19 protein-coding genes are annotated in these 19,783 nt (G+C 47.5%); 3 read left to right on the top strand and 16 right to left on the bottom strand.

What is annotated here, in order from left to right; all coding sequences use genetic code 11:
* Positions 1-27 precede the first annotated feature (27 nt).
* From H8K32_RS10150 to H8K32_RS10100, 11 genes are all read right to left on the bottom strand, one after another.
* Positions 28-1,056 (bottom strand): adenosine deaminase, encoded by a 1,029-nt coding sequence (locus tag H8K32_RS10150; RefSeq protein ID WP_186912384.1) that lies wholly within the window; start codon positions 1,054-1,056, stop codon positions 28-30.
* On the bottom strand, positions 1,053-1,928 hold the full coding sequence (gene xdhC / locus H8K32_RS10145) for a xanthine dehydrogenase accessory protein XdhC (protein WP_186912383.1): 876 nt from the start codon (positions 1,926-1,928) through the stop codon (positions 1,053-1,055). Before xdhC ends, H8K32_RS10150 begins: the two co-directional genes overlap by 4 nt.
* 157 nt (positions 1,929-2,085) lie before the next feature.
* A complete protein-coding gene (locus H8K32_RS10140; protein ID WP_186912382.1) occupies positions 2,086-2,343 on the bottom strand; it encodes a BTH_I0359 family protein in 258 nt (85 codons plus the stop codon).
* A gap of 173 nt (positions 2,344-2,516) precedes the next feature.
* Positions 2,517-2,897 carry a GTPase gene (locus H8K32_RS10135; RefSeq protein WP_186912381.1) on the bottom strand — a complete coding sequence of 127 codons (381 nt, stop codon included), beginning with the start codon at positions 2,895-2,897 and terminating at the stop codon, positions 2,517-2,519.
* Between the two features lie 32 nt (positions 2,898-2,929).
* On the bottom strand, positions 2,930-3,652 hold the full coding sequence (locus H8K32_RS10130) for a response regulator (protein ID WP_186912380.1): 723 nt from the start codon (positions 3,650-3,652) through the stop codon (positions 2,930-2,932).
* A gap of 84 nt (positions 3,653-3,736) precedes the next feature.
* The gene (locus H8K32_RS10125; RefSeq protein ID WP_186912379.1) at positions 3,737-6,091 is read right to left on the bottom strand and encodes an ATP-binding protein; all 2,355 of its coding nucleotides are present in this window, start codon (positions 6,089-6,091) and stop codon (positions 3,737-3,739) included.
* Complete coding sequence (locus H8K32_RS10120; RefSeq protein ID WP_246447258.1) at positions 6,088-6,675, bottom strand: DUF4390 domain-containing protein; 588 nt, start codon at positions 6,673-6,675, stop codon at positions 6,088-6,090. The genes H8K32_RS10125 and H8K32_RS10120 overlap by 4 nt, the downstream gene beginning before the upstream one ends.
* 136 nt (positions 6,676-6,811) lie before the next feature.
* Positions 6,812-8,245: a 16S rRNA (cytosine(967)-C(5))-methyltransferase RsmB gene (gene rsmB / locus H8K32_RS10115; RefSeq protein WP_186912378.1), complete on the bottom strand. Its 1,434-nt coding sequence runs from the start codon at positions 8,243-8,245 to the stop codon at positions 6,812-6,814.
* Positions 8,246-8,506: 261 nt separating this feature from the next.
* The gene (locus tag H8K32_RS10110; protein WP_343067977.1) at positions 8,507-9,427 is read right to left on the bottom strand and encodes an alpha/beta hydrolase; all 921 of its coding nucleotides are present in this window, start codon (positions 9,425-9,427) and stop codon (positions 8,507-8,509) included.
* A gap of 3 nt (positions 9,428-9,430) precedes the next feature.
* Entirely contained in the window at positions 9,431-9,775 is a 345-nt protein-coding gene (locus tag H8K32_RS10105) for a DUF1840 domain-containing protein (protein WP_186912377.1), read from the bottom strand.
* A gap of 124 nt (positions 9,776-9,899) precedes the next feature.
* Positions 9,900-10,406, bottom strand: a complete 507-nt coding sequence (locus tag H8K32_RS10100; protein WP_186912376.1) for a hypothetical protein — start codon at positions 10,404-10,406, stop codon at positions 9,900-9,902.
* A 301-nt stretch (positions 10,407-10,707) separates the two neighbouring features.
* On the opposite strand from H8K32_RS10100, the gene H8K32_RS10095 reads away from it, so the two are divergent.
* Both H8K32_RS10095 and H8K32_RS10090 read left to right on the top strand, forming a co-directional pair.
* Positions 10,708-11,079: a hypothetical protein gene (locus H8K32_RS10095; RefSeq protein WP_186912375.1), complete on the top strand. Its 372-nt coding sequence runs from the start codon at positions 10,708-10,710 to the stop codon at positions 11,077-11,079.
* A 9-nt stretch (positions 11,080-11,088) separates the two neighbouring features.
* On the top strand, positions 11,089-11,595 hold the full coding sequence (locus H8K32_RS10090) for a GNAT family N-acetyltransferase (protein WP_186912374.1): 507 nt from the start codon (positions 11,089-11,091) through the stop codon (positions 11,593-11,595).
* 79 nt (positions 11,596-11,674) lie between these two features.
* Here H8K32_RS10090 and H8K32_RS10085 read toward each other — a convergent pair whose 3' ends face one another.
* Together H8K32_RS10085 and H8K32_RS10080 are read right to left on the bottom strand one after the other, a co-directional pair.
* Complete coding sequence (locus H8K32_RS10085) at positions 11,675-11,950, bottom strand: DUF1161 domain-containing protein (RefSeq protein WP_186912373.1); 276 nt, start codon at positions 11,948-11,950, stop codon at positions 11,675-11,677.
* On the bottom strand, positions 11,947-13,437 hold the full coding sequence (locus H8K32_RS10080) for a M20 family peptidase (protein ID WP_186912372.1): 1,491 nt from the start codon (positions 13,435-13,437) through the stop codon (positions 11,947-11,949). The genes H8K32_RS10085 and H8K32_RS10080 overlap by 4 nt, the downstream gene beginning before the upstream one ends.
* A 258-nt stretch (positions 13,438-13,695) precedes the next feature.
* On the opposite strand from H8K32_RS10080, the gene H8K32_RS10075 reads away from it, so the two are divergent.
* The gene (locus H8K32_RS10075; protein WP_186912371.1) at positions 13,696-15,903 is read left to right on the top strand and encodes an ATP-binding protein; all 2,208 of its coding nucleotides are present in this window, start codon (positions 13,696-13,698) and stop codon (positions 15,901-15,903) included.
* Here H8K32_RS10075 and H8K32_RS10070 read toward each other — a convergent pair.
* The 3 genes from H8K32_RS10070 to H8K32_RS10060 all read right to left on the bottom strand — a co-directional run bounded on the left by H8K32_RS10070 (position 15,875) and on the right by H8K32_RS10060 (position 19,614).
* Positions 15,875-17,077: a DUF1501 domain-containing protein gene (locus H8K32_RS10070; RefSeq protein ID WP_186912370.1), complete on the bottom strand. Its 1,203-nt coding sequence runs from the start codon at positions 17,075-17,077 to the stop codon at positions 15,875-15,877. The two genes, H8K32_RS10075 and H8K32_RS10070, sit on opposite strands and share 29 nt — an antisense overlap.
* A gap of 61 nt (positions 17,078-17,138) precedes the next feature.
* Positions 17,139-18,719 (bottom strand): DUF1800 domain-containing protein, encoded by a 1,581-nt coding sequence (locus H8K32_RS10065; protein ID WP_186912369.1) that lies wholly within the window; start codon positions 18,717-18,719, stop codon positions 17,139-17,141.
* A 136-nt stretch (positions 18,720-18,855) separates the two neighbouring features.
* Positions 18,856-19,614: a DUF2076 family protein gene (locus H8K32_RS10060; RefSeq protein ID WP_186912368.1), complete on the bottom strand. Its 759-nt coding sequence runs from the start codon at positions 19,612-19,614 to the stop codon at positions 18,856-18,858.
* Positions 19,615-19,783: the final 169 nt, after the last annotated feature.

The following is a 19,783-nucleotide window of genomic DNA, read 5'->3' as shown; positions in this document are numbered from 1 at the left end:
CCCTTGGAGACGAGGCTATGGAAGGTATCAGGCGTTTTTCAGATACAGATCAAGTTCATCAAACCAGACTTGTTTTTGCTCATCAGAAACAAAAGCAGCTTCAAAGCTGTTGCGTGCCAGTTGCACTAATTCTGCTTTGCTCAAATCGAGCGCATCGGCGGTAGCGATGAAATTGGTATTCATGTAGCCACCAAAATACGCAGGATCATCCGAATTAATCGTTACACACAAACCATCGCGCAACATACGTGCCAGATTGTGTTCTCGTAAATCTTTAACCACGCATAACTTGAGGTTGGACAAAGGGCAGACCGTCAGCGGCATGCGGGTCTGCTGCAAGCGCTGCATCAATGCTGCATCTTCTTCAGCGCGTACACCGTGGTCGATACGTTCTACTTGCAAGACATCTAAGGCGCCATGAATATAGGCTGGTGGACCTTCTTCGCCGGCATGGGCAACCAGATGCAGACCCATGGCTTGCGCCAACGTAAATACGTGCGTGAATTTTTCTGGGGGATTGCCGACTTCGGCCGAGTCTAAGCCAACGCCTATCCAGACATCTGCATAGGCATCGCGCAAAGGCAGCGCCGCTTCCAGCGTGGCAATCGCGTCTTCTTCACTCAGATGACGCAGGAAGCACATAATCATGGTGCCAGAAAAGCCATGTTGTGCTTTGGCTTCACGCAAGGCACGTGCAATACCGGCAAATACGGTTGCTATCGCAATGCCACGCGCAGTATGCGTTTGTGGATCAAAAAATAACTCTACATGGCGTACCTGATCGGCCAAAGCACGTTGAATATAAGCGTGGGTCAAGTCAAAAAAATCCTGCTCGGTTTGCAGCACCGCTGCACCCGCATAATACAAATCCAAAAATGATTGCAAGTCAGCAAAATCGTAAGCCGCACGGACTTCTTCAACGCTGGCGTAGGGCAGGCTGACCTGGTTTTTTTTGGCCAGCTCGAACATCATCTCAGGTTCGAGTGATCCTTCGATGTGCAAATGGAGTTCCGCTTTTGGTAAGTGTTGAATGAAATCGTGCAAAGAGGTGCTCATAGTTTTACTTCACTTTTTATTGTTGGTGTTGAGATGGCAGAGAGTGTAGGGGGCTTCGCCCAGAGTTGCAATAATTGCGCAGCGACCGCAACGGCAATCACGCCGGGTTCCTTACCATTGATGCCATGAATACCTATCGGACACACCATTGATTCTAAATGTGCTTGGCTTATCCCACGTTCTTGCAGACGGTTTTCAAAGCGCGCCCGTTTGGTTTTGGAACCAATCAGGCCAAACCAGGCAACATCTGGTTGGCGCAAAATATGTTCACTGAGGATGAGGTCGAGCCCATGGTGATGCGTCATGACCAGAAAATACGCACCTTTATCAGCGTTGGCAATGACGGCTTCCGGGGTGTCGGTGGCTTCGGTACTGATGTTGGCAGGTAAGTCAGTCGGGAACAAATGGTCACGCTCATCAACCCAGGTGATGCGACAAGGCACTTGTTGCAAAATATTCACAAGAGCAGCGCCTACGTGGCCCGCACCAAACAGATATAAATGCGGTAAATTGGCTTGTTCTTGTTGAAAAGTCAGTAATTTGTTTTGCCAGTCTGCATAACTCCAGCAATCGACACGTTCCAGACAGAGACTCAGTGCACCGCCACAACACTGACCCAGACTGGGGCCCAATGACAGGTCTATATGTCGCGGTTCTTCATTGACCGTAGTAGCTTCTGCCAGCCACAAACGGGCGCTGGCGATGGCTTTCCATTCCAGATGGCCGCCGCCTATGGTGTCGTATTGATTATTGGCGGTGACTAGCATGCGCGTGCCTGCCCCGCGCGGGGTTGAACCCCGCACTGTCGTCACCGTGATTAAAACTGCCTTATCTGCCGGTGTCAGTCGACGCAAACTTTCCAGCCAATTCATGTTCGTATTCATAGTTATGGCAAGCCTTTTCGGGTAATGAACCCACGATAGCAGCTTGCCATGTCAGCGCCATATATGAACACTGATGCTGCGTATTTGACTAGCAATATTGCCTGTAACAATGAATGGCTGAAATGCGGGCTACTCGCTTATCGATTTAATGAAAATAGACGTTTTGTGCCATCGACGCGTCATATTGACCGAGAAATTCGTCGATTTCTTCGACGCTGGGTTCGCTCGCAATCAGTTGTGTGACGTCATGGCGAAAGTCGATTGCTCTCGCACCGGCAATAAACCATTCACGATGAACGGACTTATCGGTGATTTCGTAGCCGCCAAAGCGCAGGGCTTCGTGATCAGCGTCTGCGCCATACTCAACGACGCTGAAATTTTCGCTGTTGTAGATGAGATTCATTTTTGCATCCTTTCTGGCTTGAGGAAAAACTTCCCCGATTGAACCGGACATGGTGCTAACGGCAGCGGATTTCAAGTGTTATGCAACTAAACGGCACTAAAGAGCGATGGACGACTGGCATGTTTTCTTTCGTCTTGCCTGTAGTAACGGCAGAACCAGTGTCGGTCTTTAGTCTACAAGCAAATAAACGATACTTCCAGTAGCAACTGATCGTAAGGGGGAAGTTTTAAGGTCTGGCGTATGTTGTCCAGATGTTCCGTGCTGGCAACGCTGAGATACAGATGTTGTATTTTTTGCCTGAGTACCCGATTTAGGGTCACGCGCATGGTGAGATTACCAATGCAACAAAAACAACCGGGTGCAATCCGGTGCACGAAAACTTGTGGCGAAGTAGGAAGTAGAAAATTGCCCGATGGCAATCCTTCGAGAATTGCAGCAATCTTTGCATTAGCGGGCTGCGCAGCCAGAAAAGCGGCGCTTGCTTCTGCAATCACTGCTTCTCTTTGCGCGTAATCAGCCCCGCTGACGATGGTCAGCGGTAGGCGTTCAGACATGGACGTTGAAAACGGATGTATAAAGCGGACGTTTATTCGCCGCGCTTCGCGTATTTCACGGACTCAACACCCAATTGCTTCAATTTGCGATACAAGTGTGTGCGTTCCAGACCAGTTTTTTCCGCCACCCGTGTCATGCTGCCGCTTTCGCGATTCAGATGGTATTCGAAATATATTCTTTCGAAGGCATCTCTGGCTTCGCGCAGAGGTAAGTCAAATGACAAACTGGCAAATTGATTCACTGGCGCTGGCGCCGCTACCTGAGCCACGTTGAAAGAACGATTTTCAAAATTGCTGTTCGCTGATTGCAAGTTATGTGCATTGTTCACGTTGTTGCCGTGATCGCTGCTGATAACGCGCAACGGCGGTACTGCAGGACGATTTGTTTCCGGTGTCCGGGTCAAACCCTGCTGTACGGCTTTTAACAGTTTTTGTAAAGCGATAGGCTTTTCTAAAAAGTTCAGTGCACCAATACGAGTTGCTTCGACTGCAGTATCAATCGTGGCGTGACCTGACATCATAATGACAGGCATGGTCAGCAGACCATCGCGTTGCCATTCTTTGAGCAGCGTTACACCATCTGTGTCTGGCATCCAGATATCTAATAGCACCAGATCAGGTTTTGCTTCTTGACGCGCGAGACGTGCTTGCTGAGCATTTTCAGCAAGTTGAACCACATGCCCTTCATCTCCCAGGATTTCCGAAAGTAATTCCCGGATTCCCATTTCATCATCTACGACCAGAATATTTGCCATAAATTTACCCTATTACCGCCCCTATGATTTTACCTTTTTATACCTGCATCTTTCTGCGAAGATGTCAGGTGAATACCTGCACGCTCAAACTGCTTTTGATTCCGGTGCTAACTTTAACAGCAAAATCGCTACTTTTGCACCGTTTGTATCACTACGATTTTGAATATCAATTCTACCGCCATGTTCATCAATGATTTTTTTGACCATAGCCAGACCTAAACCTGTACCTTTTGGCTTCGATGTTGCATATGGTTCAAATGCTCTTGACAGAATTTTCTTGGAAAATCCCGGGCCATTATCAACGATAGACAATCTTACTGCTGACTGTACATCATTCCCTTTCGTGTTATACCGTACCACCTCGGTAATGACGTCGATACGCGGCGCAGCACCAGTATGCGGGTTGTCAGCCACTGCGTCTTGGGCATTTTGTAGCAAATTATGTATTACCTGCCGTAATTGTGTGGCATCCCCCATAATTTTTGGCAGATCAGGCGCCATATTGAGTCGTATGATATCGCGGTCGTCCCCAGCCAGATAAAGATGTAAAACTTCATCAATCAGACCACCCAGATTCAGTTCGGACAAAACGGCAGGCGGCGTCTTGGCGTAATCACGGAAATCATCGACCATGCGCTTCATTGATGCTACTTGATTGACGATGGTGGTGGTGCTCTTATTTAATATCGCGACGTCAGTCTCACTGAGCTTATCTTGCAATTTCATTTGCAAACGTTCTGCCGATAATTGGATAGGTGTCAGCGGATTTTTAATTTCATGCGCTAAACGCCGTGCCACTTCACCCCACGCAATCGACCGCTGAGCCGAAATAATATTGCTGATGTCATCGAACACGATCACATAGCCATTACCAGAACCTACCGGTAAGTGCGAGCCGCGCGCCAGTAAAGTGATGCTGGATTTTTCATCATTCGGCATGGCATCGAAGGCTGGTGCCTGTGTCGCGACGGCATCCGGGCGTGGAACTTCGATTTGTTGTTGCCAATGTTGTTCGTGTTCGTCTTTGCCGCCTGCTGCCGATTGTGCATGTTGTTCGGAAAAAGCCTTGTCAATTTCGGTCGCAAATTCAGTCATTCCGGCGATTTCACCAAGCGCTTTGCCGATTTCAGTCTCTAGGGGGCGTTGCAAAATACGTTCAACAGATTCATTGCAAGTGACCAGATGTCCGGCTTGATCTAATACCATCACACCTGCCGACATGTTTGCCAATACGGATTCCAGATAGGCTTTGGCGTTTTCCAGTTCATTGCGGTTTTTTTCTACTGCCGCACGCGCATCGAATAGTTGTCGCGTCATGGTATTAAATGACTGCGTCAGGCTGCCTAACTCATCGGAACTGGCAACGATAGGTCGTGGTGAGAAATTGCCCTCAGTGACCGCCTTCGTGCCTTCCGCCAGCAACAATAAGGGACGCGCCAGTTGTCCGGAGATCAGAAACGCGCTGGTAATCGCAGCAAAGATCGCCAGCAATAAGGTCAGCGTCAGCGTAAAGATGTACATGGTCTTTAAGCTGCCACGACCCAGAGAGCGGACTTGATATTCGCTCGAGGCGTTACGTAGCGCCTCGGCGTGCATGGCAATGTTGGCCGGTACTGGTTGTATCAATTGCAGGAAATAAGTTTCACGCTGCAGAGACAGGCCAGTATCGACGCCTTCAAGTTGTATCACGACGCGTGAGCGCAGGATTTTTTTGGGTTCCTGCGCTAATACCGGACGTTTGGCACCATTGGTGGCGGCGTCTGTTGCTACGTTATCTGTTCCTGTATCGCTGATTTGTTCATCGGTCGCTGCGTAGATACGCGAACTGCGCGCTTGCCTGATCATATCGGCGGTTGGTAACTCTGGCACTAAGCGATCAAAATTCTGGTTCGCAGCGGCGATCAGGCGGCCTCTGCTATTGACGATGCACGCTTCCTGAACGCCCGCACGTTCACGCAGGTGTGACAATTGCAAAGCAGATGAGCTTGACGGCGAGTTTAATTCGCTCGTCATATCACGGGCTTTGCTTTTCAAATCGGCCAGCAGGAAATCGAGTGCGCTTAACCCCAGATTTTTACCAGAATCGAGAGCCGATTCGACTTTGACGTCAAACCAGGATTCAATTGATTTGGATACAAACGTGACTGAAACCACGTAGATAACTGTGCCCGGCAAAATACCCACCAGCGCAAACAATAATACGAGACGAGTCATGAGTCGTGAGCCAAATTCACGATTGCGGAAGCGATTGAACAGCCGCCCTAACAAAGTGGCGATCAGGATCAGCAAAGCGAAAGCCACCAGGGCATTGGCGCCTAACAGCCAGCCATAGTAATGTTCAAAGCGCGTTGAATTGTCTGCGGCAGTAGTGAGTAAAAAAAGCAAGATGCTCATCAGAGCACCGCCAATAATTAAGGCATACCGCAAAAATTTTGTCACTTTTCTTCGACCTTGAAAGTAAAGCGTTTCCAGTCAGAGGAGAAGCGCCAGTCACTATCGTTGAGTGATGTAATCAGGAAGGTTTTAGGCAGATAGCTGAGATCCAGCTTTAGTTTGATGCCCACGTTATAAACTGCGCCGGGGGTCAGACTACCTTTTTCCGCCACAATCCAGCGCCGTGGCCGAAGCACTAAGGCTAGCGCGTCTTCTAGCGTCGGGAAGTTTTGCTGCAGCCCATTATTGATGGTTGCAGTGTAATTTCTGGTCCAGGGATTGTAGGCAATTCTGACGGTTTGCGTCGAACGTATGGTTTTTTCATCAAACCAATACCAACGCGGCCTGGTCATTTCTACTTCTGTTGTAAAAGACAGCGGAATTTCTTTTGAAATTGCATCGACCAGTCCGCGACTCAGTTCAAAGGAAAAACTTGCGGATATACGATAACCTTCATCCGTTGTTTCTAGTTTGGCAGCGGTCACTTCTGCTTCGGTCGCATGTACTGTGGGAGCAATGAGCATAGCCATTAATGCTAACAATAATGTCAGCATCAATTGGCGTAGCGGTGCGATCAGTCGAAGGAGCATGCAATCTAAAATATGTTCGGGAGTCACAAAATGGACTTTGGCGAAACTGATTCGTCGTTTGATGGGATGTCTTCACCATGCTTTAATGAAACAGTTTTGCATTAGTTCTAATGATAACGTGAAGCTCTCAATTTAGTTAGCTTTGCTCGGGTTTTTGGAACAAGGCGTAGAACAAACCGTCATGTTCGTTGTTTGCATCGGACGAATTGGCCATGGTTGGCAATAATTGTCCGGGGGCATCTAAGCGGATCGCGCCATGTTTTTCTACAAAAGCGGCGGCTTGTTTCTCAGACTCTTGCGGCCAAATTGAGCAGGTGACCATCAACATTTTTCCACCCGGAGCTAACATGCGCCACAGATTGTCAAGAATGCGCGATGACAACGCTGCCAATTGAGCGGTGTCTGTTTTGCGACGCAGCCAACGGCTGTCAGGGTGGCGACGTACCACGCCGGAGGCGGTACATGGCACATCAGCCAGAATCCGGTCGAAGGGTTTGTTGTCCCACCAACCGGAACGGGTCGCATCACCTTGCTTGATATCTGCGGTAAATTTCAGGCGTTGCAGATTTTCATTAATTCTTTGTATCCGTGCTGCGTCAATTTCGAGTGCCAGCAAATCTAAGTCCGCCAACTCCAAAAGATGGCAGGTCTTACCACCAGGTGCTGCACACGCATCCAATACTCGCATGCCTGCTTGCACGTCCAGTAACGGCCCGGCTAATTGTGCGGCCGCATCCTGTACCGATACCATACCTTCTTCAAAGCCGGGAATACTCGTCACTGGTATTGGCTTTGCTAAACGCACGGCATACGGCCCAATTTGCGTCGCTTCTATCTGTTCCGCAGCCAAACGCTCCAGATACGCTGCCGCGGTACTCAAGCGGCGGTTGACCCTTAGCGTTAATGGAGGAGCGTGATTGCCCGTGGTCAAAATTGCTTGCCAGTCTTCCGGGTAGGCGGCTTTGGTCTGATCTACCCACCATTGTGGATAATTCCAGACAGCAGCCGGCTGTTTCATAACCAGCTTTAATAATTCATCTTTTTCGCGCAAGAAGCGGCGTAAAACGGCATTCACCATACCTTTGGCGAACACCATATGCGGGCTGGACGTGGCGGCAGTCACTGCCTGGTCAACCACGACAAAATCTTCGTATGGTGCTGTTTCATCTTCTTTGTTGACCAATAAGGTCAGTGCACAACACAGCAAACCATATAACAGTGCTGGCTCCGGTGCTTTATTCGTCATCGCCTTAAGTAAGGCATCAACCCTGCCGACCTGACGCATCGTACGGTAAGAAATATCCTGAATCGCGCCGCGCGCTTGTGGCAGCGCATTGGTCTGGGTAAACACTTTCGCTAAAGCCTGTGGTAAGGCAGTCCCTTCCAGCACATAGGCAACCGCTTGTGCCGCGCCAATCAGACTAAACGCGAGTGAATCTGGTTTGAGTTCTATTGCCGGTGCTTCCGCAGTGGGCGCCGAAGCGTATCTAGCCGAGGCAGGCGCTGTTGTATGTGGAGCAACAGTTTTGTTGGCGGGTTTACCAAGGATTTTTCTTGAGCGTTCTTGCATATATGTTTTTTATTACCAATTTGATCCGGCAAGCGGTGAATGTGATAAATGCACTGCCGGTAAAGCGTTTCGGCCACCATTTATATTACGAATTGTAAATGCGCGGAGTGCTAGTGTACCAGTCAAACAGTTCGTACTGCCATTTCACACGGAGACTGTGCTGTAAAATTTCTTTTTTTGACAATAAAAACAGTCACCTGATGCGCGTTTCAGTGAGTTTCAATGAATATTACTTCAACTCGTCGCGCTAACCAGACGCTGTCAGACGGCTACCGACTCAGTCAAGACTGGGGTGAATCGCTGTATTTCTAGCCAAGTCCGAATATCGTCAAATACTTGGGTAGCGTCCAGTTCGTTCAATATTTCGTGATAAAAATCAGGATAAAAATGTGCAGTCACAAAATCACGACTTTGCTTGTCTTGCTGTTGATTGCATAGATTAAAAAACCGTTTGCTGCCTTCTGGATCTACCAAATGGTCGTCTAAGGCGACCAGCATTAATAGCGGAATCTGCAGATTCTTTGCATGCTGAAAACTGAAATCCATCGCAGATAACATACTATTCAATAATCGCGCACTGATTTTTGAATGGACCAGGCGGTCATTTTTGTAAGCGCTGATGACTTCGGCATCATGCGACAAATAGCGTGTTTTTAAACCATTTGGTATGCCGATGCCGGGAAATATTGCCGTGGCAAAACGCAATAAGCCACGTTGGAGGTCAGACATATAAATTGCCAGTGCTGGCGAGGATAGTATCAGTGCCCGCAGCGGCGCAATGGCAGCGACGGCAAAGCGCGCTGCAAACAAGCCACCCATGCTGTGGCCTAACAAAATGGGCGGTTCTGCTAACTGACGACGAAAATCATTAACGACCAAGGCGGCATCTCGCAACATCGCTGTATCATCTGGTACGTCGCCGGCATTGCCGCCAGATTTACCATGTCCGCGGTGGTCATAAGTGCGAACCACAAATCCCAGCGCATTAAAAAAACGCGCCACATGTGCATATCGTCCACAGTGTTCACCCAAACCATGCATGATGACCACGCCTTGCACCTTGTCTGAATTCAGCTTGGTCGCATTGTCCTTTGCTGTCACAGGCCAATCACGAACAAAGATAGGTGTTTCGTCGTCAGCGCAAAGCTCGAATTCAATCGTGTTTTCTATATGCGCGGTCACGGGTTAAACCCCCCACATCACTTCTCTTTGCATCTTGTTAGCAGCATGCAACATTTCCAATACAGGAAAAACGCGGGTCGCAAATGTAACGTGTTCTGGCTTTTCGTGTTCGTTGTCATCACCATTTTCATTGTGATGGGCGTTGACGTCACGACTGACTTCGTCAGAAATAGGATGAGCTTTACTGTCAGCGACAGCCGCTTCAATTTTTTCTATGGCGTGCGGCAATTCAGCTGGAGTAATGATGCCACGCTCTACGTCTTTTTCTAACAGTTCCAGAATGCGGCGAGCGTGTTCTTTATACATCGTTACTTCAGTTGCCGCTTTAGATTTAAACGTAATCAACATGTTCAGATTCCCTTGAGAAAAATTATCGAATTTTTATATACTGTTGCCGAAATCATTACGAAGCAGTGAAATTTAGCACCAACGCTTTAGACAATGATAATCCCAAATCGGACGATGCGGTGTTTCAGTTTGCGACGAATGAACTCATAAATGTTTCTATGATTTCCGGTGTCATTTTATTTTGAGGCCCAAGAACGATCACTTGATAGACCCAATTACCGCGGTTTAAAAATCGTGCCGCCATAACAACATCTGAACCACCGGCTTTGCCTTGTACTTCCAAGACCGCATTCGTTGCGCTTACTGGTTTGATGATACGACCCTGAATATTTTTTATCATACCGTTTTGCATCGCTGCCAGAACTTCTGTGGTTTTACTGACATCAGCGAGCTTGAGACTACCAACCGCAAAATTGAGTCCGCCGACATCGGTTGCCGTCATCGTCATTTTGACTGTAACGCCCGCAAGTTGAATATCCTGCGAGAAACTATCTGCTTTGCCAGGCATTAACACACTGAAGGGCGCATCATTGCTATGTATTTCACGCCAGTTAAATTGCGGGTTACAGGCAGATAACAGTAACGCTGATAAAAGTATCAACGCCGACATCCGTAGTTTTTTGATTGCCATAAATCTTCGCCAGAAATAGTTATTTTAAAACGCAAAGAAAAAACCTATCAGACAAGGACAATAACGATCGTCAATCAGAGATTTTTCAAGTCGATAGCATCAGATTTTTTTTAAAAGTATGGCGCTATACAAACACGACGAGTTTTTGATTAGCGCTATCTTCCTTGTTCTGTCTCTTAATTCAATGCTATCGAAACTTGTCTACACTAAGGTATCATAAGTTATTCTTGCAGCTTGCTTTTCGAGTCTCAGACCCGGAAGGCGTTGCTGATTTGCATTTTCTCATACTTAAACTGGTGCCATGATGTTGCCACGCCATTCTGTCTTAATTGCTCTGTTTTCTTTGACTTTGCTGAGTGCTTGCGAGCGTCTGGGTATTGCTGATCCTGCGAAAGAAGCGGAACAAAAAGAAGCCGATGCCCGCGCCACGGGAAGTGCTTGTCGTCATGCAGGGCGAGCGATCGAAGACTGCTATGCGTTAAATCCTGAAGCATCGAGGGCTGCAATCTATGCTGGCTGGAAAGAAATGAACGACTACATGCGCGACAATAAAATTGACGTCGTTAAACCAGAGTTGCCTGCGCATCCGGCGGCAGCCTCTGTACAGGAGGAGGACAGTGCTTCGGAATCAGCGTCGGCGTCCGCTTCTGCCTCTGCTAAATCTAAAAAATAAGTTCAGTCAATGTCATTCAATATCCGTCTGATGCGTGAATCGGATCTGATTGCAGTTCATGCAGTACAGGCCTTAGCGTATATTCCCGAAATGATAGAGTCGTTGCATATCCTCAAAGCGCGCTTGCATGCATCGCCAGAAACGGCATGGGTCGCCGAAAATAAAGATGGTATCGGTGCTTATCTGGTCGCTTATCCTTCTCAACGCGGCAAAATATCAGCTTTAGGCAGTGACTTCGATCTACCGTCGATACCTGATGCTTTGTACGTTCATGATGTTGCGGTTGCACCGCGAATGGCGGGACAGGGCGTCGCCGTGGCATTGGTTCAACGAGCATTGTCTTGCGCGCAGAGCAGAGATTTTCAATATGTATGTCTGGTTTCCGTGCAAGATAGCTTGTCGTTTTGGGAAAAGTTAGGATTTGCGGAGGATAAAGATCTCAGCCCTGAGCAGTCATCTTTATTGTTGACCTATTTCGGTCCGGCGTATTACTGCAGCAAAAAATTATCAAATTAATGCGGACAAGAAATCGCCCCGGCAGTGTTTTGCCAGGACTATTTGAACACAGTTCGTCAGTCAAAAAAAACAGATCTGATTACTCTTCAGTCTTGTCAGCTTTTTCGGATTTTTTTGCTTTATGTTTTTTGTAAATGATCTTTTTGCTCCCGCCCTCGCAGACGCCCACCACACGTAAAGAGGTTTCAGTGTCTTTGGAAATTACTTTGAGTGAGTAATCATTGACGTTTTTATGTTCGAGTTTGGCATTGATTTTATCCATAATGGCATCGCAAGAAGTCACCGCAGCTAATACTGAGGTACTGCTTAGCATCAGACTCAATAGCAGACTTGTTGTTAATACACGCTTGTTCATTTCGTCTTCTCCTTTTCATTGGATGGTTTGCTGCTGTTTAAAATAAGTTGGTGGTAAAACCGAATCATTTCCGCATAATTTTTGATGGAAATACGTTCATTGGTTCCGTGAAATCTTGGCAAATCTTCGCTGCCTGCGCGCACCGGTGAGAATTTGAAGATGTTCTCACTCAAACCTTCAAAATAGCGAGAATCCGTCGCCCCTAGCATCAAACCTGGCGCTACTATGGTGTTGGTAAAGGTCTCGCGAATCGTACGATTGATCGTTTCGTATGCTTTGCCAGTGGTCGGCGATACTTTGGATGGTTCGGAATTTCCCATCAGACTTTGAATATGGATTTTGGTATTGTCTATCGTGCTTTTGACGTGCGCCATCACACTCGCCTGTGTATCACCGGGCAGCGTTCTGAAGTTCACCGTTGCTTGAATATTTCCTGGTAATACATTGTCTTTGTTGCCTGCGTGTACCATCGTCAGCGCGGTTGTTGTACGCAACATAGCATTGGTACTGCCGCTTTTCTCCAGCTCATGCTGTAGCAAAGGACTGAACAACCACAAGTTGGACAAAACGACGCGATTGATACCGTGCATTTCAGGTGCGATGGTGTTGAACATATCCAACGCTACGCCACGTATATCAGCGGGTAACTGATGTTGCTCCAGTTTGCTTAGTGCCAGACTCATCATGCCTATGGCAGTTTGCTGCGGTGGCATAGAGGAATGCCCTGGTGTTGCATCCAGACTTAACTGAACGCTGGCATAACCTTTTTCAGCCACCCCAATTAGTGCTGCTGATTTGTCTAGTCCTTGCAAAATGCCTTCGGTCACCAGCATGCCTTCGTCCAGCACGTATTCAAATTGAATTTGACGTGACTTAAGCAGTTCGGCGACCGCTTTCGCGCCATGCAAACCACTGACTTCTTCATCATGTCCGAATGAAAGATAAACCGTTCTTTGTGGTTGATAGCCTGAAGCCAACAGCATTTCTACTGCCTCCAGGATGGCAAATAAATTGCCTTTGTCATCCCACGCCCCGCGACCCCAGATAAAGCCGTCTTGAATGTTGCCAGCAAATGGTAGTTGTTGCCATGAATGTTCGGTACCAGGTGCGATTGGTACCACGTCCTGATGTGCCATCAATAAAATCGGCTTTAAGCTTACGTCAGTCCCTTCCCATTTGTACAAAAGGCTGTTTGCACCTATAGTTTCACGCTTTAGTGCGGTGCGAATATGGAGGTACGATTGATCCATGAAAGCATGGAGCTTTTGGAATTCAGCAGCGTTTGCATTCTCATCGGTTTGACTGGAAATGGTGACGAAGCGCAGCGAATGTGCGAGACGATCTGCGGCTGCTTGCTCATCAATGGTAACCTGTGCGATTGATCTCACCTCGATTTGCTGCGAACGCTGTAGTAGCGTGTTGCCAGCTAAAACAATGATCAGCACTAATAAAATACTGGCGAGAAAGAAAAAAAAGCGTCTGATCATGGTACTTTCTTATCTGTGTAGGATGGCTGGGTTTTAGCAAACAAATCCAATACTGTCATAACCAAAGATTGGGCGAATTCGGGATGGCATTGCTTCACCTTTGTCGCACTGTATCTAAGCGAAAATTATGCCGGAGCGCTAACAGAATGCATGATTATGAAGATACTATTATTTTACAAACTTTACAATTTAAACAATAAAAGTCGTTGTTATTCAGAAATATTTAAGGCCATTTGCCATTTTGTTTGACGGATAGAAATGTTGACTATGAGATTAGCAGGAATACATGCCAGTCGTATCGCTAACGCGCTTGCCGTGGGCTTGGTTGTTGCAATTTTGTTGGCAGCAGCTGCTTTTATATGGACATTACGTACACAAGAAATTGGTAAATGGGAAAAGCAAACAGAAACCTTCAGTATTGTTCTAGCTGAAAACACCAGTCAGCAAATGGATTTTGCTTATACGGCCCTGAGTAATATTGCCGATCGTATTGAAGACAGATGGAGCATCAGTGCCGAATACTTATCGTCGCAACTTGGCTCGAATGATTTCCATCAGTACCTCAAGGATAAAGTCGCGTTATTTCCAGCCATCGAAGTTATTTCTGTGCTTGATGTCGATGGTAATGTGATTAGTACATCGAGAGAATTTCCGGCACCAACTTATAATCTGGGGGATCGCGATTATTTTCAGGTGCAGCGTAATAATGCAATGCAAAAAATTTATCTCAGTGACCCGGTGCACAGCAAAACCACGGGCCGTTGGATATTCTTTTTAAGCCATAGATTAACTGGCAGCGACGGTGAATTTATTGGTGCCGTCATCATGGGTATTTCACCTGACTTTTATTCTAATTTTTATCAAAAACTTAGCGTTGACGGACACGCAGCCATCAGTTTGATGCGTGATGACTTTATTTATCTTGCTAAATGGCCAGAAAGTGATACCGACATGGGGCGCACAAATCGAAAGGGCAGCGCCTACCATTTGCTCAATGATTTAAAGAGACGTTCCGGCGTCATCATCTCTGAAGCAGATACCCATACCGGTAATCAGACAATGGTTCGCCGTATGGAGGCGATCCAAGCACTGGACAAGTACCCGCTGATCGTGAATTTTTCAATCGATGAAGATTTGTATTTGTCAGATTGGTGGAAAATCAGTGTCGCTATCACAATCGTCACCGCCGCTGCTATCGCTGCCGTGCTGGCGGCGTTCCGTATATTAATTCAGCTATTTTTGCAGCGTGAAACAGATATGCGGGTGATGACCGAACTCAAACGCGAGGCGGATATTATTAATCGCAGTCAAACCGGCCTGTTGCAAAACTTGACCGAACAACAAGGCGCATTGAAAGAGTCTTCTGATCGTTTGCAGGCGATTTTTCAAAATGCGGTTGACGGTATTGTGATGATTGATGAGGAGGGTATCGTGGAAGCGATCAATCCAGCAGCTTCATTGATTTATGGTTATTCAGCTGACGATGTTGTAGGAAAAGATAATCAATTATTTTCTCCCAAAGGGCAAGCTGATTTATTGACGCTGGCCACTAACCAGCGCGAATTTTTAAAGACTGGGCGTCTGTTGCTTGAAACCGAGAGACGCAGAAAAAATGGCGAATTATTTCCGGCTGAGTTGGCTATGAGCGAATATCATCTGGGCGGAAAACAAAAACTCATCGTATTTGTGCGCGACATTTCTGATCGCCGCAAAATTGAACGCATGAAGAATGAATTTATTTCCACCGTCAGCCACGAACTTCGTACGCCACTGACTGCGATACGAGGCGCACTGGGTTTGTTGATGGGGGGCGCAATGGGCGCATTACCGGAAAAAATATTGCCGCTACTGACAATGGCACACAAAAATAGTACCAGCCTGACCCGCCTGATTAATGATTTACTCGATATTCAAAAAATTGAAGCCGGTAAAATGGACTTTTTGATGGAGCGCGTTAATCTCAGTGTTTTACTGCAAGCGGCAGTGCAAAATAATCAGGCCTTAGCCCAAGAACTTGGTGTTGGCTTGTACATTGCAGATGAGGACAATGCCGCCAAACTGACTGCGGTCAATGTGGATCAGGGGCGTTTTCAGCAAGTGATGGCAAACCTGATTTCTAATGCCTGCAAATATTCACCACAAGGTGGCGTAGTTAATTTGCGTGCCAGCAGATTGGGACAGGACACGGTTCGAATTTCGGTGGAAGATCAGGGCAGCGGAGTGCCAGATAGCTTCCGTGACAGGATTTTCCAAAAATTTTCTCAGGCTGATTCGTCAGATACGCGTGCGAAAGGCGGAACTGGCCTTGGCTTGGCAATTTCTAAAGTGATTATTCAACAAATGCAGGGAGATATCGACTTTTATAATCTCCCTGCAGATCAAGGTGGCGGCGCTATTTTTTATGTAGATCTGCCATTGTCGAACCAACAAGGTAGTATTAAATTAAGCCCAGATCCCGTGCTTTAACGCCATTGAACACGGTAGTCAATTGCTGATTGTTCAAACCGTAAATCCGCGAAAACAAGCCACCTAGCACGGCGCGATATTCATTCAATACCGGGAAATCGCGGTTTTGAAATAATTGGCCGGATGTTAGTTTAATCTGGTCGCCGAGGACTTGTCCGCCTTTGACGCCACCACCCATGACCCAATAGACACTACCGTGTCCGTGATCGGTGCCGCGCTTGCCGTTCTCGCGGAAGGTACGGCCGAATTCGCTGATCACGACCACTGTGGTGTCATGCCAGGCGTCGCCCATTTCTTCTTTATAAGCAGCCAGTCCGCGACCAAGTTCTTCAAATTTACCCGCCAATGCGCCTTTCGCACCGCCCTGGTCTACGTGCGTATCCCAACCACCAACATCGATAAAGCCGAGCGCATACTTTTCACGCATCATTTTTGCGATACGTTTGGCTTCCAGTGCAAAACCTTTGGTGGTGATCGCATCGCGATTCGCGGCATTCATTTCATCTTGCATTTCCATCGCGATATCCTGCCTTACTGCAAACCCTTCATTGACTTGCTGGGCTAAGCCGGTTTTGCCGTACATTTTTTGAATGATGTCGGTTTGGCGTGGATCGACGCTGGATTTGGACAAGTTACGCAAAGACGTATTGCCTACGCTGGCAGTGCCTTGCATGGAAATCGGCAATTGATCGGTGAATGCCATCGCCGGAATGCCTTTGCCACCATTGATTACGCTGGCTAAACGATTCATAAAGCCAGAATGGTAATTGCGCGACGTATTCAATGGTTGACCGAGTTCTATCGTATCCTGTGTTTCAAAATGGCTGCGGGTCAGGTCGTCGGTTCCTGCGAAAGGGATAAATGCGACTTCACCATTTTTGTACATGGGATAAATGGTGTCACGCAGTGCCGGATGGAGTCCCCAGTCGGCATTGAGCGCCAGTGCTGATTGCGGATTATCGCTGGGACGGGCAATCGCAATGTTGGGACGGGATTCGTAATAAAAACTGCTGGAAGTAGGTACCAGTAAATTACATGCGTCATAACCACCACGCAAAAAAACCAATAAAAATCGACTTTGCGTTGCTGGTTCTGCCAGCGCACTGGTGCAAAATCCCGTGGCTGGCAATGCAGTCATCGCCAGCATGGATTTAAGCAGGTCACGGCGGTTCATGATGGTTCCTTCAGACTGATAATTGAATGAAATTGAATAAAATTGAATGAAGTCGAATGAATTAGCGTCGCATCATTTCTGGTGAGGCGAGGAAAAAGATATTCCATTCGTTAGGATTCTTCGCTTGTAGCAAAGCGTCCCGGGTTTCTTTGCTAAAGGTATTACTCATGTTTTTGGCATACATAGAGCTGGCCAAAGCGGGTGCTGGTGGTTTTTCTGCTGGCGCCGGCTGATTCTCGATCTTAAACAGACCAGGCGTGCCGAATGCCATAGAGCGAGCAATATCAAAGCGCACACTCATCTGCCCCGGGCTTGCCCAGGCGCTTTCTTGCATAGAATAACCATCTGGCGTCTGATGACCATTGAAAGGCTGTCCCATCATATTGAGCCAGTTCAACATCGGACCAGTATTAACGATGGAATTACCGTCATAAGCAAGACGTACAACACCCACGACGTAATGCAGAGGATCTTTGAATTTGTGACCGAGCGAGGCGATAAATTCCGGCGAGTCAAACATGGTACGTAAAGTGATGGGGATATTGCCATCGCTTTGTAAAAAGCTCTTTGCCATGCTTTGAATCAGCGCATCGGATGGGTTGTCGGACACAAAGTAGGTCGCTAACTCTTTGCTGATGTAGCGTGCGGTAGCTGGCTGTCTGGTCAACATGCTCAACACTTCTTCCATCTCATTTAAGCCGCGGCCGTGAATGGTGGTACCTAAAAACTGCTTATCGCCAAAATCATGTCTTTGCGGATTGAACTCAAATAAACCTCGACGAACATAAAATTTGCTCAGCTCAGGTTTGATTTTCGGGGCATTGCCGTTGAGGTTGATACCGACACCTGTCAGCACCCGCGCCAACTCTTGCACATCCTTTTGTGTGTAGCCGCTATTAACGCCCATGGTATGCAACTCCATGATTTCACGCGCATAGTTTTCATTGATGTGGCCGCTGGCATTGTACTCATTGTCGAGGTAGCGCAGCATTGCAGGATGGTAAGCAGTGGCACGCAATAAATCGCGGAAATTACCTAAGGCGTAAGGACGAATTGCATTTTCTTCAAAGTCACCCAACATGGCGCGGATATTGTGTTTGCCGCTGTGAATATTGAAATGGTTCATCCAGAACCAGGTCATTTGTTCCTGTAACTGGTTGGGGGAATAAATGTCGCGCAACAATGAACGGGTTGCTGCTTCGCGTTGCAGGCGACTCAGTTCTTGCTGGTATTGCTTATTGAGACTGTCATCTACCCCTTTTTGCTGGTCAGCGGCAATCCGTTGTGCCTCCAGCTTGTGTATTAAATCCTCCAGCGAGGTTTGGGAAATCGTCATGGCGCTGATTTGCGTCTGGATCACGTTAGGTACGACGCTGCCACGGGAACGTAATTGCTGATCCAGATAACGGTCCATATTGACAGTTTGCAGTTGCTGGTCAGAAGAAAAGTTACTGCCGAAGGTCAGACGGTTCAATAATTGATTTGGATTGACATTGGCTTTGGTCAGCGTGTTACCAATGGGAGGCAATTCTTTAACGTAGTTGTTCTTTGCGCCCTGTTGCAACAAAGAAGAGGAACATGCACTTAGCAAACATATCAGCGTGGCACTGGCCAACCGTTGTATTGTTGTAGAGGTAAGCATGGGCTTTCTGTTCTCCGGTCACATTCAAAGAATATGAGGATACAACGAATTATCCCCAAAATAGATGACCGGAGCAGAAAGTGGCTGTGTATTTTTTTGTAAATGTGTAAGACTTTATTGAGCAGGCTGTAACGGCTTACGTGTCATCGCTACCGTTATCGCTACTATCATCGGACACGCTATCAAGCGCGGATGCTTGATTTTGACCCTGATCAAAATAACCTGGTATCAAGCCACCATCATTACTGTTATTCAGATTGTTGCCTGGGTTGATGTCACTGAAATTATTTCCCATTCCGTGACGCTCATTGCCACCCATCAGATGGCTGATACCCTCGTATAAAAACGCACCTGCGGCAACGCCTGCCGCTGCGGTGGCAACCGTGCCTAAGACGCTGCCAGTATTGCCACCAAAAAAGCTAGGAGATGCTGACTGAGCATATTGCACGGGCTGGGTGGATTGCACTGGCGCTGCCCCCATGGCCGGATACGCGGCTAATGGCGCCCCTGTGACGGAAGTCGTTGTAGAGGGATAATCGCTGGTGTTACCGATTGGCTGCACATTCAATGGCCGGCTGTGCGCGCTATTTCCCCAGCCACTGACGGCTGGATCCAGAAAGCTGGAATTTGAAGAACCGCCTGAACTCGCGCTGAGTGCTGCAACCAGTGCTTTTTGCTCACGCAAATCCGCTTGCAGGCTGGCAATTTGGCTATTGGCATTGGCCATTGCTTGATCCAGTAACAATGCGCGTTGTACCAATAAATAGCTCGCATCTGCTTGCTTGCTGACGGCAGCCGTGATCATTTCGAGCGCAACCGGGTCTTTATTGACACCCTGAACTTGTATTAATTGATCAAGAAAGTTCTGCAAAATCTGGATTTCCTGCGGGGACATGGTTTTCTCCTGAAGTGAGCGATGTGGCCTGTATCTGGTCATGGGAACACAGATTTCAATCCCGGCGTTGAACTGTGTGAAAAATTCTGTCTTTGAAAATCCAGGGCTGAAATTGAGGTTCATATTTGCTGCCTGATCTTGGGAATGCTGTAAAAGAGTGCGGGGCGCT

The sequence above is a fragment of the Cognatundibacterium jejuense genome (genome assembly GCF_014284255.1).
Lineage (GTDB): Bacteria > Pseudomonadota > Gammaproteobacteria > Burkholderiales > Burkholderiaceae_D > Undibacterium > Undibacterium jejuense.
Note: the sequence above shows the minus strand (reverse complement) of the source record. Positions and strands in the feature narration are given on the sequence as shown.